The following is a 15,582-nucleotide window of genomic DNA, read 5'->3' on the forward strand; positions in this document are numbered from 1 at the left end:
GGAAGATGCTTATTTTGAGCATGATTATAAAGGAGTGAAGACATTTGGAATATCAATATCCGATGAATGAGGACTGGACGACAGAGGAGGCCGTGGATGTCATTGCTTTTTTTCAGCAGGTGGAAAACGCCTATGAAAAAGGAGCTGACCGAGACAGACTTCTGAATGCGTACCGCCGCTTTAAAGAAATCGTTCCCGGGAAAGCGGAGGAAAAGAAAATCTGCAGCCAATTTGAAGCTGACAGCACCTATTCCCCGTATCGGACTGTGAAACAGGCGAAACAATCAGATCAAGCGATTATCAAAATGTAGACAAAGCGAGCCGGCAATCGGCCCGCTTTTTATGTTATGAGACTTTCTGAGTCAGTGTGTATAAAAAGGAAAGCTTCCTAAAAGCATCTTCAATGGTTTGCAGGAATTCATTGTTGTTCATGTTGATCACGTCTTCTTTTTGCAGCTGAATGCCGCACAAAAGCTCTGCTTTTTTCACTGTCTGCAGGCGTTCAAATAATGTTTTCAGCTGCTCCTGATCCATGTCGGACTGCTTGTACGCCCCTGGCTTCGTATGATCCGGCGACCATACAAAATGACCGGGAATCTGTTTTGTGATGTCCTCCTGCTTCGCTTCCAGCAATCTGCCGTATTCCTCTTTTATCGGAGATTCATAAATGATGGCAAACCATACAAACATATGGGTGTCCCATAAACCGATCTGAAAGTGAGGGAGTTTCTTATACCCGCGTTTGCTGTTGGCAAAGGCAACCCAGCTGTCAGCCGGCGGGTTGACAGATCTTCTCGCGTGCTTGGCGACATGCGGGAACATTTCATCGCCTGTCAATGCTGACAATGTCGGTGCGAAATGCTCTCCTAACAAGGTCAGCTTCGGACGGACTTGTTCTTTTAACACCTCCATGCGCGGATCTAAACCTTCTATTGTAAATGTATCGAAGTCTTCTTTTGTAAAACGCATCTGAGTCATCTTTTTCCTCCTTATCGTAAGTATTCATATTTTACCACAGCCGCCGCCGGCCGCAAAAACATTGAGAACGTTTGAGCCGAGAGGATTGGGGTAAAAAACGAATAGGTAAACACACAATTTTAAGAATGTTGTTACAGCCGAATATAAGTTTCCATACGATATAAGAAGTATCATTAATAAATTGGAAAAATGGGATGCTTTTTTAACAAATGATCTCTGGAAGGGGCGAAAGACAATGAGGCAAGTGGTGAAGGAAGGATTCAGGGAGGAAAAAAATAACCGTGTAGCTGTCTGGAGACTAGAGGTTGATTATGAATTGGCAACCCTGTATGAGGCCATGCAAAAAGAGAATGAAGATCAAATCGATCTCAGCAAAAGAAAACTGGAACGTCTCAGAAAAGAATGGATTCGGCTTAACGGATAAAGAATAGTAAAAACGAACCGCAGGAAATGGTTCGTTTTTACGTGAGAAGGCATTTTTTTCATTTTCCTTGCTTTTTCATCGCCTTTATCAGTATGCTATAGAATAAGCTATACATAGAAAAGAGGTACACGGTATGACAAATTGGACGGAAATTGATGATATCGCAAAAAAATGGGTAAAAGAAGCCGGAGCGAGAATCAGACAATCCATGCAGGAAAGCTTGACGATTGAAACAAAATCAAATCCGAATGATTTAGTCACAAATATTGATAAAGAGACGGAACGCTTTTTCATTGACCGTATACAAGGAACTTTTCCCGGACACCGGATTCTCGGAGAAGAAGGGCAGGGGGATAAACTCCGCTCCCTTGACGGAATTGTCTGGATCATTGATCCGATTGACGGAACGATGAATTTTGTCCATCAAAAGCGGCATTTCGCGATCTCCATCGGCATCTTTGAAGACGGAAAAGGCAAAATCGGCTTAATTTATGATGTGATGCAGGACGAACTGTATCACGCATTCAGCGGAAAAGGGGCTTATCTGAACAATACGCCGCTTGCTCCTTTAAAAGAAGCTTCCATTGAAGAAGCCATTATTGCAATCAATGCCACATGGGTGACGGAAAACAGAAGGATTGACCCGAGTATTTTGGCGCCGCTCGTAAAACGGGTCAGAGGAACGCGTTCCTACGGTTCGGCGGCACTTGAGCTGGCCAGTGTTGCGGCCGGCCGCATTGACGCATACATTACGATGAGGCTCGCGCCGTGGGATTACGCTGCCGGCTGCGTGCTGCTGAACGAAGTCGGGGGCATTTACACGACCACAGACGGCGAACCGTTTACGTTTTTAGACAACCACAGCGTGCTTGCGGGCAATCCGGCAATACATAAAATTATCTTTGACGATTATTTACATGCTGACAGGTAGAGATTTTGAAGAAGAAGATCTCGGGTTTCTGGAGCAGCTGGCGGCATCACACCCGGTGTGGAAAAACGAAGAGTTCGGAACAAAAAATGCGGCGGAGTTTATGCTTGCATACTCCATGTACAATGGAACGTGGCTCGTATGGGAGATTGACGGCGCTCCTGCCGCCGTCAGTTTTCATTTGGAATGGGCGCCTTCAAACGGAAAACCGTGGCTCGGAACCGTGGCCGTCGCTCCGGAGGCAAAAGAGAAAGGAATCGGACGCGCGGTCATTGAAGAGATTGCGGGCCGGCTGAGAGGGGAGCATAAAGCGATGTTTTCAGCCGTTCCCCTGGACAGGCAGGAATGGGTTTTGTTTTTAAGCCAATGCGGCTTTGAACAGCTTAAGCTTGAAAAAGACGATCAGGAAAAAACATATATGATCATGGTGAAGCCATTGTGAAATGTTTCAGATATAAAAAAGAGACCGGATTTCTCCGGTCTCTTTTCTTGTTTACAAGCCGACCGCATTCCAGGCCGCTTCTACGCTTGCAGCGTCTTGAGAGCCGTAAAGGTCCCGCGCTGATTGAATCAAAGCTGCTTTTGCATCTTTAAAGCTTGATGACGGAGTGAGATATACCGTCAGTGCACGGTAGTAAATCTGCTCCGCTTTTTTCACACCGATTTTTGTAATCGTGTTGTAAGCGGCTTTGTTCGGAATTCCGCTGTTTGTATGCACGCCGCCGTAGTCGCCGGCATCAGTGTTCGGAAGGTTTCGATAATTTTTGTAATGGTCGGGCTGTCCGTATTTTGTCGGATTGGATAAACTGCGGAGAGCCGGCTGGCTGACCGTAATATCTTCACCGATATCCCAGTCCTCAGTATCATTGAAGTATCCGAATACATCAGAGAAGGATTCGTTTAAAGCGCCCGGCTGATTTTCATAGTTCAGGTTGGCTGTTTCCTGTGTAACACCATGTGTCATTTCATGGGCCGTTACGTCCATTGAACCGGAAAGAGGCGAGAAGAATGAGCCGTCACCGTCACCGTAAATCATTTGGTCGCCGATCCAGGCCGCGTTATTGTATTTGCTGCCGTAATGAACGGAAGATACGATTTTGCCGCCTTTATTGTCGTAGCTGTTGCGTTTAAACGTCTGATAGAAATAATCGTACACTTTGCCGAGATTGTAATGCGCATCAACGGCAGCGCGCTGAGAAGAAGTTGTGAACTGGTTTGTAGTGCTTGATACGAGCGTGCCCGGCAGGTTATATTGTCGGTTTTGCAGATCGTACGTAATAATTTGCGTTCCGGTAGGTTTAGAAAGATCACGCATTACATATTTGCCGCTTTCAGAAGAAATATTTAATGAGACCGTTTTTCCTTTAAGAGTCGTACCTGTTCCGGTTGCAGCGGCATGCTCCACTTTGTTTTGCTTTTTCAGGACTTTCCCTGTTTCCGCATCAACGGTTACTTCCCAGTTAGCTGGTTCCGGTTCGATGTAGCGGATGGTTACATCATAGGCGAGGCGGTATTTACCGTCTTTTGTGGCCGCTGCTTTCAGCTCGGCTTTGTTTTTGTTTGCAACGTTGCCGCTAGAGACGGCTTCAGGTGATTTGCCGATTGCTTTAAAAGCATGATCCAGCGCCTGATTTGCAGATAATTTTTTGCTGTTTGCCGTTTTGGCAGAAGCATCGTTGTTTAATTCACCGTTAATCGCATAGACATTGTTGGATTTATCGACGTGAATAATGACTTGCGAGTCTTTCACAGGCACACCGTTAACGACAGGCACATAACGGAAGTGCTTGTAGCCGAGATCATCGGTCGTGTGGTCAATCAGCTTCAGTCTCTCAGAAGGGTTGCCTTTGAAGACTTTGCCGTTTTGTTTCAAGTATTGCTTGATTGCTTTGTCACTGACTGAAGGCAATTCAGATTGCACCAAAGAATGCTTCGGCACAAAGTTCGTCAGGTTTTCTTTAAGCTGAGGATTCTCAGCGGCCTGAACACCCGGAAGACTGATGGTTAAACTCATAAAGGAAGCGGCGACAGCAACAGACAATTTCTTACCTAAACCCACAATAAATCCCCCTTTTTGAAAATAATGAAAACTTATATTGTTATAATAAACCAGCATTCTCTCATTCTGCAATATAAAACTAGACTCCGCTGATGAATTGATAGAATCGTCCCGGAAAGGCTTCCGGCGGCCAGCATCGGGGTATAAGCCGAGAGGCACGTGTTGAATCAGACATGAGTCGAATGATGCGATTTATTCTGAAAAAAATGACAAATGAAGTCGGGAAAAATGATAGGGGAAAAATGTTCCGATTTGTAAAACTTTTTTTATAGCCGTTTGTCTAAACGGGTGAGGCCTTAATAAACGAAAAGGATTGTTTCAGATGTCAGAGATTTTCAGTCATTTTATTCAGCATTTCGACAGATATTTCATTTTAAGCAGACAGAGCGTGTTGATCATTCAGTGGTCAGCCGTCTGCCTTGCTGTTTTATACGCGCTGACTTTTCATCCGAAAATCAGCTGTGAGAGAGTTTGGTTTTATTCAGGAATTCTGCTCAGGGCCGTATTATTGGCGGGCATAACAGTTGAATTGGTTCATCAGGTGCAGAGTACTCGCTTTAGCGCGAACTATTTGATATCGGAAGAAAGAGAGCTTCTTCCGATCGTTCATCTCTTAATGTATGGGTATGTGCTGCTCACCGCGTTTCACTATATGCTCATGCCGCAGAAGCAGAGGGGAAAGGGCATATTTTATACCTTTGATCTCACTGTGGTGACACTGCCCGTCATTCAGCTGATCTTCAGTTTTTTCACTTTCTGGAATAACAGTCCCGATGCGATGGCGGGGGAGGATATAGTTTCGATGCTATGTTTTATTACGGTTGTTTTACTACTTCTGATTTCTATGAATGTTTTATTCTTTAAAATGTATTGGAAACCGAGACCCGTTTTTATCGGCGTGTTTTATGCCGGGGTCATCGGGCTGTTGGTGTGGGTGCTCGCTGCGCCCTCGGCAGGTGTAACAAAAGATTACGGCAGACTTCTCCCATTTACGGTGTATTTAACGATGGTCGGTTTTCTGATGACCCATCATTTATTTCATCGGTCAGACAGGATCAGACAGCGGACGAAAAGCTTTCTTGCGGCGGCAACGGCCGCTGGTTTTATTGTCTTTTTGAATCCGGTATACAATGCGGGCGATGCAGCTTTTGCGGTTTCAAAGCCGATAGCTGAAGATTCTGTTGATAATGTGGGTGAACATATCACTTCAGACCAAGCGGAACGGATCCTTACTTCATTTTTTCCGGCTGAGAATCCGATTTATTTAACAGAAACCAATCAGGACCTCCATTACTTTTACCGTTTTAAAACGGAAGATTATGAAGCGGAAGTGGACGAGGTTTCCCGATTGATTACAAATTATCAATATCTTAAAAAACCGGAAGGCCGCACTTTTACAGAAGAGGAATACCGGAAAAAGTCGCTGGATTTCTTATCGGCACACGGCCGAAAAATAAAAACACAAGGCATTCAGACAACAGTGAGAAAAGAAAACGGACAGTTTGTCGTGGAGATTGCGCCGAAAACACAAGGGACGAAACACGAAGATTCGGGCACAGTATTTTACTGGGAAAAAGACACCATTATGGGTTTTTCAGAAGATCCGTCTATTTATCAGCTTGAGTCCCTGCCGCAGGTGCATATGACGGAAAAAGACATAGTGAAAGCATCAAAAGCCGCCTTTCGTACGCTTCAAATGCCTGATCAGACATTTGAAATCACAAATACAGATATAAACAGCCTGATCGGCAGCAGTTTGACCGTAACTGCGAATAACGGAACGGAGCTGATATTTGATGCAGTATCCGGACGTCTTATGAAAATCAGAGTCTCACCTGACAGCACCGTTTTAACAAAAACAGAACTTCAGAAAAAGCTTTTTTCATTGCTGGGTGCGGATACTTCAAAGCTTAGACAGATTGACAAATCGGAAGGCAATCTCGTTTTTGAAAACTCTGAAGGCACATTCGTTTATACGCTCCAGAATGAAGAAGGCATGAAAGAGGCCTCATTCTACGGACAGGGAAGTGCCAAAACATTCCCGCATACATACAGAGACGGACAAACAGCATTCAAAAAAGTGGCGGCAGCTTATAACGGCATCATTTACAAAAAGCGGGTGAAGCCTGTCATAGCGGTGAAAGACGGCGTAACATATAACGCATGGCTTGTCATTATTCAGCCGTTCGGTTCAAACCGTCATGACGTATATGTAGTGAACGCGGATACTTACGAGGCGGTGAACCTTTATGAACAATAAAGAAAAAAAGGCTGTCTTCTTCGATTTATACGACCTATATAAGGAGGGGGAACTCGAAGGCGGCACGCTCCAGTGGATGAAAGAACATGAGCCTTTATTCGGAGCTGAGGCGGAAAACAGAAAAGGGCAGAATGAACATGGTTTGAATGCGCCGTCCGGCGATATCCGCCAGATTAAGTACATGAAATGCCTGACGTATGGATTGTACGGATTCTTCATTGTGCTCTCAATCTGGATGACAGTGTGGTTTTACTTTTAAATGAAAAACAAGATGTCAATTGAACAGCTGTACCGTGAACATTATCAAGATATTATGTATTACCTTTACAGACGCACACAACATGCTGAGACCGCTAAGGACCTCGCTCAGGATACATTTATGAAAGCATTTAACGGGCTTGAGTCGTTTAAGGGACATTCGTCTATCAGAACGTGGCTCTATGCAATTGCCCATCATACCTTCATCAATTGGTACAGACGTGATAGAAAATATCAATTTTCAGATATCACCCTGAATGAAGGGCTTCAGCAAACAACATATGAACTGCCGGAGCATTACGTCGCCCGGACAGACACTCAGAATGCGCTGACCGGGCAGATTCAGCGTCTGAAAAGCGATCAGCAGACCGTTTTAATTTTAAGGGAATTTCAAGAGCTGTCTTACGAAGAGATTGCTGATGTTTTGGACTGGAGTCTTTCGAAGGTGAAGAGCACCCTGTACAGGGCGAGAATGCAGCTGAAACAGCATTTGGCGGAAAAAAGGAAGGACGGACAGATATGACTTGCTGTTTAGTGAGAGATTTACTGCCTTTATATATTGAAGGCGATTGTGAAACAGAAACGGAGCGGTTTATTTCCCGCCATCTTGAATCATGCGGTAAGTGCGGGAGTTTATATCATATGATGAAGGAGCCGCTTGACCTCGGCAGCCCTGAGATGAAGGCGCCCCCCTGTTATGCAGAAGAAGAAAGGCGGTTTAAGGAACGGTATTACGGGAAGCTGCTGATAAAAGCAGCCGGTTTGTTCGGCGCTGTTTTCTTTATCATGCTGATCCTTAAAATGCTGATTTAAAAAAACGCCCGGCTGAATGACCGGGCGTTTTATCCGTTTACTCAGCCGGATGAAAGGCTGTATAAATGCCTTCAAGCAATTCCTGCGGCAGTGAATTAAAGAATCCGGCACACAGCTTTGCTTCTTTTTTTCCTGCTCCTGCTTTTTCAGCAAGGTCCTGATCAAACGTATACACACCGTCTTCTTCAATCAGCGCAGATTGAAGGATATGAAGACTTTGGGAAAAAGCGGTGAACAGCTGATCAACGATAAGGGCCTCTTTTTCCGTAAAGCCGAGCTCCACCGCTTTTTCTTTATTAAATGTATATTCGCCGTCCGTTTTCTCAATACATTGAGAAAGAACGGTTAAAAATTCGGTTGAACTGTCCCACAGCTTTTGAATGGTCTGTGCGGTTTCTTTATCTAATCCCAATTCAACCGCTTTTTCACCGTCAAAATAATAGACGCCGTCTTTTTCGTAAATGGATTGGCTGATGATGTCAATGAGTTTTGCCGCGTCTTCCGGTGTTTTCTCTCCGGAAGCCTGCAGAGCATGCGGTTCATTTGCCTGGATCGTTTTTGCGCCGGCAGAATCAAGCGGACTGAATGCAAGCAAGGCGGCTGAGGCGGTTGCGGCGGCAGTTACAGCGGTTTTCTTCAAAAAAGATGTTTTCATTTCATTCTCTCCTTGTCATGTGTATTTGCTTACAGTCACAAGTATAAAAAGACAATGATGGAATTGATATAGGAGGTATGGTATTTTCTGCATAACGATGCCGGACTATTTCAGACTGTATATTCTGAGGGAATCTGCTGATGTAACTAGAGTGGGGGCCGTCATTTCCGGCTTCCTGACTAGGCGGCGGGGGAGATAAGCCTTACATCTAAAGCCTGTTTTGAGGATGTAAAAAAGCCTGAATCTTTGATTCAGGCTTTATTAGATATTGTGCTTTTCATGTTTACGGAATTTTGCAAAGGGTCATGCTTTTAATCAAGCAGTCCCTGTTCGCGCATTTTTTTCTTTACGGTGAAACCGCTTCCCATCATGGCGATAACGAGAACAATGCTTCCGATGATGCCCCATGCGCTTTTCTCAGCGATTGATACGCCGATCAGCATCATGCTGAAGACTGCTGCGAATGCAAATAATAATAAGAGCCAATTCAATTTTTTCATATTTCCATCCCCTTTAACGTCATACTTTCAGTTTACAGAAAAACGTAACGCTTTTAAAGAGGATGTGTGGTATAATATGAAAGTTATCTAATTTTTTTAGGAGATGAAAATGTGAAACTTCGAAACGATCTTCGCAACATCGCGATTATTGCCCACGTTGACCATGGGAAAACGACTTTGGTAGACCAATTGCTTCACCAAGCCGGAACATTCCGTGCCAACGAAAATATTGCCGAGCGCGCAATGGATTCAAACGATCTTGAACGTGAACGCGGTATTACAATTCTTGCGAAAAATACTGCGATTAACTATAAAGATACACGCATTAATATTTTGGACACTCCGGGACACGCCGACTTCGGCGGAGAGGTAGAACGGATTATGAAAATGGTTGACGGCGTTCTGTTAGTCGTTGACGCATATGAAGGCTGCATGCCGCAAACCCGTTTCGTACTGAAAAAAGCCCTTGAGCAGAACTTAAATCCGGTTGTCGTCGTAAACAAAATCGACCGTGATTTCGCCCGCCCGGAAGAAGTCATTGATGAAGTGCTTGATTTGTTCATCGAGCTTGACGCAAACGAAGAACAGCTTGAGTTCCCTGTCGTCTACGCTTCTGCGATTAACGGAACGGCAAGTCTGGATCCGAAAAAGCAGGACGAAAACATGGAATCACTGTATGAAACGATTCTTGAACATGTCCCTGCCCCGGTAGATAACGCCGAAGAGCCTCTTCAATTCCAAGTGGCGCTGCTTGATTACAATGATTATGTCGGCCGTATCGGTATCGGACGCGTTTTCCGCGGCACGATGAAAGTGGGTCAGCAGGTTTCATTGATGAAACTTGACGGAACGGTTAAATCATTCCGTGTAACGAAAATCTTCGGTTTCCAAGGATTGAAACGCGTGGAAATTGAAGAAGCGAGAGCGGGAGACCTTGTTGCCGTTTCGGGCATGGAAGACATCAACGTCGGTGAAACGGTTTGTCCGGCTGACCACCATGAGCCGCTGCCGGTTCTGCGCATTGATGAGCCTACGCTTCAAATGACATTTGTCGTAAACAACAGCCCGTTTGCAGGCCGTGAAGGCAAATATGTCACAGCCCGTAAAATTGAAGAGCGTCTGAACGCGCAGCTTCAAACAGACGTCAGTCTTCGTGTCGAACCGACTGCATCACCAGACGCATGGGTTGTTTCAGGACGCGGTGAGCTTCACCTGTCCATTTTAATTGAAAACATGCGCCGTGAAGGCTATGAGCTTCAAGTGTCTAAACCTGAAGTTATCATTAAGGAAATCGACGGCGTCAGCTGCGAGCCTGTTGAGCGCGTGCAGATTGACGTGCCTGAAGAGCATACCGGTTCTGTTATGGAATCAATGGGTGCGAGAAAAGGCGAAATGCTTGATATGATTAATAACGGAAACGGCCAGGTCCGCCTGATCTTTACCGTACCTTCACGCGGACTCATCGGCTATTCTACTGAGTTTCTGTCACTGACACGCGGTTTCGGTATCCTGAACCACACGTTTGACAGCTATCAGCCGATGCAAAAAGGCCAAGTCGGAGGCCGACGTCAAGGTGTGCTCGTTTCCATGGAAAACGGAAAAGCGACATCTTACGGAATTCAAGGTATTGAAGACCGCGGCGTCATCTTCGTTGAGCCCGGAACAGAAGTATATGAAGGCATGATTGTCGGCGAACATAACCGTGACAATGACCTTGTCGTCAATGTCAGCAAAATGAAACAGCAGACAAACGTCCGTTCCGCTACGAAGGATCAAACGACTACGATTAAGAAAGCGCGCATTATGTCGCTTGAAGAATCACTCGAGTACTTAAACGAGGATGAATACTGCGAAGTAACGCCGGAATCCATCCGTTTAAGAAAGAAAATCCTGAATAAAAACGAACGTGAAAAAGCGGCGAAAAAGAAAAAAACAGCAGGAATGTCTTAATCACTTGCAGAATTTGAAAAGGTAGAACCCGAACGGAAAAGGGGAGGGGGATCTTTTTGAATGAAGTAAGTGAACGGCTGTCGTTCTTTGCGGCTCTTTACCAAGTGGATGAGCATCCGCTGGCGGGAATGTGGCTGTTATACGGAACGATCGTCGTGCTTTCGGTGATTGTATTTAAACTCGGCTTTGCCAAACGGCTGCCGGTGTTGAAGGCTGCGGCAGTTTATCTCTTTCTCGTGCTCGGCTGCACCGTGCTGACTTTTTTCGGTGTGTTTCTGCCGGTCGGAGAAGGGCTTGTTGTCGCCGCCTTGATTTTGATCATTTACAAAATCCGTCTGCACCAGTCCAAAAAAAGCCAGTCAGCTAAACCGCAATAAAAAAATGACCTTGCCTTCCGGCGGGTCATTTTTTATTCGGTTTATTTTTTCAGTTTATCTTTTTTCGCTTTTTGTCCGGGATGAAAGGAAAAGTGTCCGGTATTCAGCCGCGCCTCCGTTTTGATTTTGATTCGGTCATGGCATTCCCGGCACATATATGTATGAATCGGACGATTGCGGAGGCGTTTGGCTGTCAGTGTTTCATCATCAATTTGTTCGATTTTGTCGCAAATGGAACATTTTACTCTCATTGATTTTCACCTCTTTCACTATGACAAGCATTATATCATGGATGCCCCTCCTGCCAAAGGGAAAGAAAGCAGCGCCCTTCCTTTGGAGCGGGCGCTGCTTTTTACTGGCGGTTTTTCATATGATGATCCGATTGATCGTTCTGTTCGTTCTGCAGCTTGTTCTGGTCTCTTTGGTTCAGCTGATCATCATTCGATTGAGTCGGTGATTCTTTTTCATTGTCGGTCACATCATTCGGGACTTCCGGCATGACACGACCGACGATGGCGGCAAGTTCGTCCAAAATGCCTGAAACGGGGCGGCCGGCTTTAATGTCGCTGCCCATGCCTCTCAGACGGGAAACCGTATCAGGATCAGCCACGACAACGGCATTGGCGCCGTAAGGATCGTTTTTTAACGCCTGGGCAACGGTGTATTTAATGCTCTCCACTTTGCTTCTTTCTAAATTGTCATCCACATCGATTCCGACAACGGAGTATCTTCCGAGTACAACCGCGGTGGCATCTGAAATGCCGGGGATTTTTTCGGTTACTTCGACGAGATGCTTAGCGATGTCTGTCCGGCCGGGATTTTCAGCTGTCTCAGGAGCCGTATTTTTCACATGAATCGGTTTTGCATCACGCTGATCGGTTGATTCGTTCTGGATATTGCGGCCTCGGCCGTCCTGTACAGCAGTGCAGCCGGTCAGGATAAACAAGGCTTGTATGATAATGAAAAGAATTCGCACGTCAGATTCCCTCCTTGAATGCTTTCATTTATTTTATTGTTGAATTAACCTTCTATCTTTATTCACCAAATCATATATTTTAGCAGGCATCCCCGTTTTTCGCGGAAAGAGAAGCACACGATGGGCTTTGATCCTTATTTCAGGAGGCTGAGACTTGAGTAAAATTTATGTGTTAGATACGAATGTACTTTTGCAGGATCCTAACGCCATTTTTTCCTTTGAAGAAAACGAAGTTGTCATCCCCGCCGTCGTGCTGGAAGAGGTCGATTCAAAAAAGCGGTATATGGACGAGGTCGGGAGAAATGCGAGGCACGTATCTAAGCTGATAGACGGGCTCAGGGAGAAAGGTAGGCTGCATGAGAAAGTTCCGCTTGAAAGCGGAGGAACGCTCAGAATTGAACTGAACCACCGGTCATTTCATCAGCTCCAAGAAATTTTTATCGAAAAAACGAATGATAACCGCATTTTGGCGGTGGCAAAAAATTTAAGCCTTGAGGAGGAAACGAAAGAAAACGGCCGCCTCGTCATCCTGGTCAGCAAAGATGTGCTTGTCAGGGTAAAGGCGGATGCCATCGGGCTTTTGGCGGAGGATTTTTTAAACGACAGAGTCGTTGACCATGATGAAATATATAGCGGGTACAAAGATATATTTATGAATAAAGAGCGGTTTGCCTCGTTTTATAAAAACAAACAAATTCCAGTCAAGGAGCTTCAGCAGCATCAGGTTTATCCGAATCAATTTGTGCTGATGAAAGATGAATTAGGAGGATCTTCGTCTGCGGTCGGCATGGCGGATAAGAAAGGAGAGACCGTAAAAAGACTTGTTTTCGATGATGAGCACGTATGGGGTATCAGGCCGAAGAACGTCCAGCAGACAATGGCGCTTGAACTCCTGCTGAGGGAAGATATCCCGCTTGTCACCCTGATCGGAAAAGCGGGAACGGGAAAAACCTTGCTTGCTCTCGCGGCAGGGCTTCTGCAGACTGAGGATCTCGGTATTTATAAAAAGCTGATCGTCGCGCGTCCCATCGTCCCGGTGGGAAAGGATATCGGATATTTGCCGGGCGAAAAAGAGGAAAAGCTCAAGCCGTGGATGCAGCCGATCTTTGATAATCTTGAATTTTTATTCAATGCGAAAAAGCCGGGTGAACTTGAAGCGATTTTGGCAGGAATCGGATCGATTCAGGTGGAGGCGCTGACATACATTCGGGGAAGAAGCATTCCGGATCAGTTTATTATTATTGATGAGGCCCAGAATCTGACGAGACACGAGGTCAAAACGCTTTTGACAAGGGTGGGAGAGGGAAGCAAAATTGTCCTGATGGGCGATCCGGAGCAAATAGATCACCCATACTTAGACAGTTTAAACAACGGACTTGCTTATGTTGTAGAGCGGTTTAAAGGACAAACCGTCTCCGGCAGCGTGAAGCTTGTGAAAGGTGAGAGATCCGGCCTTGCACAGCTTGCCGCCGATTTGTTATAAAACTTCGATTTCTGTGACGCCCGTTATCGGTTTTTCAAAGTCTCCGTCCACGTAAAAATGGACCGGGCCGCCGTCTTGAAGCGGTTTCCCCGCATCGCTGAAATGCGCGATTGCGTCCATCGCCTTTTCGAGCGGCACTTCGGTTCTTTCTGATTTTGAAATAAATGCGCACAGGACAGCGCTTTCTTTCGGCTCGGCATTTGCTAAAACAGCGCCGAGCTTCATGGCGAAGCTGCCGTTCATCAGTCTTTCTTTTTCATAACGTTTTTCGCTTTTTAAAGTCGGCGGCGAAATGCGCCCTTCTCTGATCACCCGTTCCGGATCAAGTGTATGCTCCTGGGTTTCTGCAGAGCCGTCCGGATGAACGGGCTGATTGTTTTCAAACGGAAACTTACGGTCATCGAAAATCCAGACACTCGGATCAATTGTAATCGGGTATGTAACATTGCCTTTTACTTGAATAACGCTCATGGTGAAGCCCCCCTTTACTTAAAGTATAAAAGTTTTCGCATGAATTGTCACTTTGCGTCGCAAATTAGATGTATACAACGGCAGCGAAGTGAGGGTGATCGACATGGTATGCCGGCATTACCAAGAGCTGGACGCATTAGTTCAGGAAGCGAAAAAAAGGACCGAAGAAGGCAAAGTGGCAGACTATATTCCAGCTCTGGCTGAATCTGAACAAGACAGCCTTTCGGTCACGATTTATCATGCGGAAAATACATGTCTGTCGGCAGGAGACGCCGACCGGACATTTACGCTGCAGAGCATTTCGAAAGTGCTTTCTCTGGCGCTCGTACTGATGGATTACGGAAAGGAAAAGGTGTTCAGCTGCGTGGGTCAGGAGCCGACCGGCGACCCGTTTAATTCCATGATTAAGCTTGAAACAATGAATCCGGGCAAGCCTTTAAATCCGATGATTAATGCGGGAGCTCTCATCGTTACGGGTTTAATTAAAGGGCATTCGCCGAAAGACTGCCTGGATTACCTGCTCGGATTCATCAGAAGACTTGCGAATAATCAGGACATTACATATTGCAGCCATGTCGCGGAATCGGAATTCAAATCTTCCATGATTAATCGGGCCATGTGTTATTACATGAAGCAGTATGACATTTTTAAAGGCGATGTTGAAGAGGTCATGGATTTGTATACAAAACAGTGCGCGATTAAGATGAGCAGTCTGGATTTAGCCAAAATCGGCTGTGTATTCGCCCTTGACGGCAAGCATCCGGAAACCGGGGAGCAGGTCATTAAAAAAGATGTGGCGAGAATCTGCAAGACGTTTATGGTGACATGCGGCATGTACAATGCGAGCGGGGAATTCGCAATCAAGGTCGGCATTCCCGCTAAAAGCGGCGTTTCGGGAGGAATCATGGGCATTTCGCCGTACAACTTCGGAATCGGTATATTCGGCCCGGCGCTTGATGAAAAAGGCAACAGCATCGCGGGTGTGAAGCTTTTGGAAATCATGTCTGAGAAATACAGGCTGAGTATTTTTTGAAACATTTTTTATCATAACATCTGCTTAAATCCTCTTGCAATTTCACCTGATACCCTTTATGATAAATAGAAGAATTAGGTACTCGCCTGGGGAACGGAGGGATACTTTTGGCTTCAGAGATTATAGTCGACCATCAGCAGAAAGCATTCGAGCTGTTGAAGTTAGATGCTGAGAAGATTTTGAAGCTGATCCGAGTACAAATGGATAACTTAACGATGCCTCAATGTCCTCTGTATGAAGAGGTCTTGGATACTCAGATGTTCGGACTGTCGAGGGAAATCGATTTTGCTGTCCGCCTGGGATTAGTTGACGAAAACGACGGCAAAGAGCTGCTGGACAGACTTGAAAGAGAACTGTCTGCTTTGCATGACGCGTTTACAGGAAAATAAATGATCAAACTCAAACTATTCAACGGTT

20 protein-coding genes are annotated in these 15,582 nt (G+C 45.5%); 13 read left to right on the forward strand and 7 right to left on the reverse strand.

Annotated features, from left to right (window positions below; all coding sequences use genetic code 11):
* Window positions 1-44: 44 nt before the first annotated feature.
* Window positions 45-311 (forward strand): UPF0223 family protein, encoded by a 267-nt coding sequence (locus NYE38_RS07570; RefSeq protein WP_007409667.1) that lies wholly within the window; start codon window positions 45-47, stop codon window positions 309-311.
* Window positions 312-345: 34 nt separating this feature from the next.
* Here NYE38_RS07570 and NYE38_RS07575 read toward each other — a convergent pair whose 3' ends face one another.
* Complete coding sequence (locus tag NYE38_RS07575) at window positions 346-978, reverse strand: DUF1054 domain-containing protein (RefSeq protein ID WP_007409668.1); 633 nt, start codon at window positions 976-978, stop codon at window positions 346-348.
* 235 nt (window positions 979-1,213) lie between these two features.
* Here NYE38_RS07575 and NYE38_RS07580 point away from each other — a divergent pair, with 235 nt between their 5' ends.
* The 3 genes from NYE38_RS07580 (at window position 1,214) to NYE38_RS07590 (ending at window position 2,772) form a co-directional block, all read left to right on the forward strand.
* Window positions 1,214-1,402, forward strand: a complete 189-nt coding sequence (locus NYE38_RS07580) for a hypothetical protein (RefSeq protein WP_003154513.1) — start codon at window positions 1,214-1,216, stop codon at window positions 1,400-1,402.
* A 133-nt stretch (window positions 1,403-1,535) separates the two neighbouring features.
* Entirely contained in the window at window positions 1,536-2,333 is a 798-nt protein-coding gene (gene suhB, locus NYE38_RS07585) for an inositol-1-monophosphatase (RefSeq protein WP_065180249.1), read from the forward strand.
* Complete coding sequence (locus tag NYE38_RS07590) at window positions 2,320-2,772, forward strand: GNAT family N-acetyltransferase (protein WP_015239788.1); 453 nt, start codon at window positions 2,320-2,322, stop codon at window positions 2,770-2,772. Before suhB ends, NYE38_RS07590 begins: the two co-directional genes overlap by 14 nt.
* A 51-nt stretch (window positions 2,773-2,823) precedes the next feature.
* Here the strand turns inward: NYE38_RS07590 and NYE38_RS07595 are convergent, their stop codons facing one another.
* Window positions 2,824-4,389 (reverse strand): M4 family metallopeptidase, encoded by a 1,566-nt coding sequence (locus NYE38_RS07595; RefSeq protein ID WP_025649493.1) that lies wholly within the window; start codon window positions 4,387-4,389, stop codon window positions 2,824-2,826.
* A 322-nt stretch (window positions 4,390-4,711) separates the two neighbouring features.
* On the opposite strand from NYE38_RS07595, the gene NYE38_RS07600 reads away from it, so the two are divergent.
* The 4 genes from NYE38_RS07600 to NYE38_RS07615 are packed head-to-tail and all read left to right on the forward strand — an operon-like array spanning window position 4,712 to window position 7,720.
* Window positions 4,712-6,649, forward strand: a complete 1,938-nt coding sequence (locus NYE38_RS07600; protein ID WP_237586723.1) for a hypothetical protein — start codon at window positions 4,712-4,714, stop codon at window positions 6,647-6,649.
* Window positions 6,639-6,908, forward strand: a complete 270-nt coding sequence (locus NYE38_RS07605; RefSeq protein ID WP_017417713.1) for a hypothetical protein — start codon at window positions 6,639-6,641, stop codon at window positions 6,906-6,908. Before NYE38_RS07600 ends, NYE38_RS07605 begins: the two co-directional genes overlap by 11 nt.
* On the forward strand, window positions 6,909-7,430 hold the full coding sequence (locus tag NYE38_RS07610) for a sigma-70 family RNA polymerase sigma factor (RefSeq protein WP_017417714.1): 522 nt from the start codon (window positions 6,909-6,911) through the stop codon (window positions 7,428-7,430).
* The gene (locus NYE38_RS07615; RefSeq protein ID WP_017417715.1) at window positions 7,427-7,720 is read left to right on the forward strand and encodes a zf-HC2 domain-containing protein; all 294 of its coding nucleotides are present in this window, start codon (window positions 7,427-7,429) and stop codon (window positions 7,718-7,720) included. Before NYE38_RS07610 ends, NYE38_RS07615 begins: the two co-directional genes overlap by 4 nt.
* Window positions 7,721-7,757: 37 nt before the next feature.
* Here NYE38_RS07615 and NYE38_RS07620 read toward each other — a convergent pair whose 3' ends face one another.
* Both NYE38_RS07620 and NYE38_RS07625 read right to left on the reverse strand, forming a co-directional pair.
* Window positions 7,758-8,375 (reverse strand): hypothetical protein, encoded by a 618-nt coding sequence (locus tag NYE38_RS07620; protein WP_017417716.1) that lies wholly within the window; start codon window positions 8,373-8,375, stop codon window positions 7,758-7,760.
* A 311-nt stretch (window positions 8,376-8,686) separates the two neighbouring features.
* Window positions 8,687-8,875 (reverse strand): YlaF family protein, encoded by a 189-nt coding sequence (locus tag NYE38_RS07625; protein WP_003154504.1) that lies wholly within the window; start codon window positions 8,873-8,875, stop codon window positions 8,687-8,689.
* Window positions 8,876-8,986: 111 nt separating this feature from the next.
* Here NYE38_RS07625 and typA point away from each other — a divergent pair, with 111 nt between their 5' ends.
* A complete protein-coding gene (gene typA, locus NYE38_RS07630) occupies window positions 8,987-10,825 on the forward strand; it encodes a translational GTPase TypA (RefSeq protein WP_003154502.1) in 1,839 nt (612 codons plus the stop codon).
* A gap of 56 nt (window positions 10,826-10,881) precedes the next feature.
* On the forward strand, window positions 10,882-11,202 hold the full coding sequence (locus NYE38_RS07635) for a YlaH-like family protein (protein ID WP_014304952.1): 321 nt from the start codon (window positions 10,882-10,884) through the stop codon (window positions 11,200-11,202).
* Between the two features lie 41 nt (window positions 11,203-11,243).
* On the opposite strand, the gene NYE38_RS07640 is transcribed toward NYE38_RS07635, so the two are convergent.
* A complete protein-coding gene (locus NYE38_RS07640) occupies window positions 11,244-11,453 on the reverse strand; it encodes a YlaI family protein (protein ID WP_003154499.1) in 210 nt (69 codons plus the stop codon).
* A 101-nt stretch (window positions 11,454-11,554) separates the two neighbouring features.
* On the reverse strand, window positions 11,555-12,178 hold the full coding sequence (locus tag NYE38_RS07645; protein WP_003154498.1) for a YhcN/YlaJ family sporulation lipoprotein: 624 nt from the start codon (window positions 12,176-12,178) through the stop codon (window positions 11,555-11,557).
* A gap of 154 nt (window positions 12,179-12,332) precedes the next feature.
* Between NYE38_RS07645 and NYE38_RS07650 the strand changes: the two genes are divergently transcribed.
* A complete protein-coding gene (locus NYE38_RS07650) occupies window positions 12,333-13,661 on the forward strand; it encodes a PhoH family protein (protein WP_003154497.1) in 1,329 nt (442 codons plus the stop codon).
* On the opposite strand, the gene NYE38_RS07655 is transcribed toward NYE38_RS07650, so the two are convergent.
* Window positions 13,656-14,132, reverse strand: a complete 477-nt coding sequence (locus NYE38_RS07655) for a hypothetical protein (RefSeq protein WP_003154496.1) — start codon at window positions 14,130-14,132, stop codon at window positions 13,656-13,658. The two genes, NYE38_RS07650 and NYE38_RS07655, sit on opposite strands and share 6 nt — an antisense overlap.
* Window positions 14,133-14,235: 103 nt before the next feature.
* Here NYE38_RS07655 and glsA point away from each other — a divergent pair, with 103 nt between their 5' ends.
* Entirely contained in the window at window positions 14,236-15,165 is a 930-nt protein-coding gene (gene glsA, locus NYE38_RS07660) for a glutaminase A (RefSeq protein ID WP_017417717.1), read from the forward strand.
* Window positions 15,166-15,272: 107 nt separating this feature from the next.
* Window positions 15,273-15,554, forward strand: a complete 282-nt coding sequence (locus NYE38_RS07665) for a YlaN family protein (RefSeq protein WP_003154494.1) — start codon at window positions 15,273-15,275, stop codon at window positions 15,552-15,554.
* The last annotated feature ends 28 nt before the right edge of the window (window positions 15,555-15,582 follow it).

The organism is Bacillus sp. EU63 (assembly GCF_038592915.1).
Lineage (GTDB): Bacteria > Bacillota > Bacilli > Bacillales > Bacillaceae > Bacillus > Bacillus velezensis.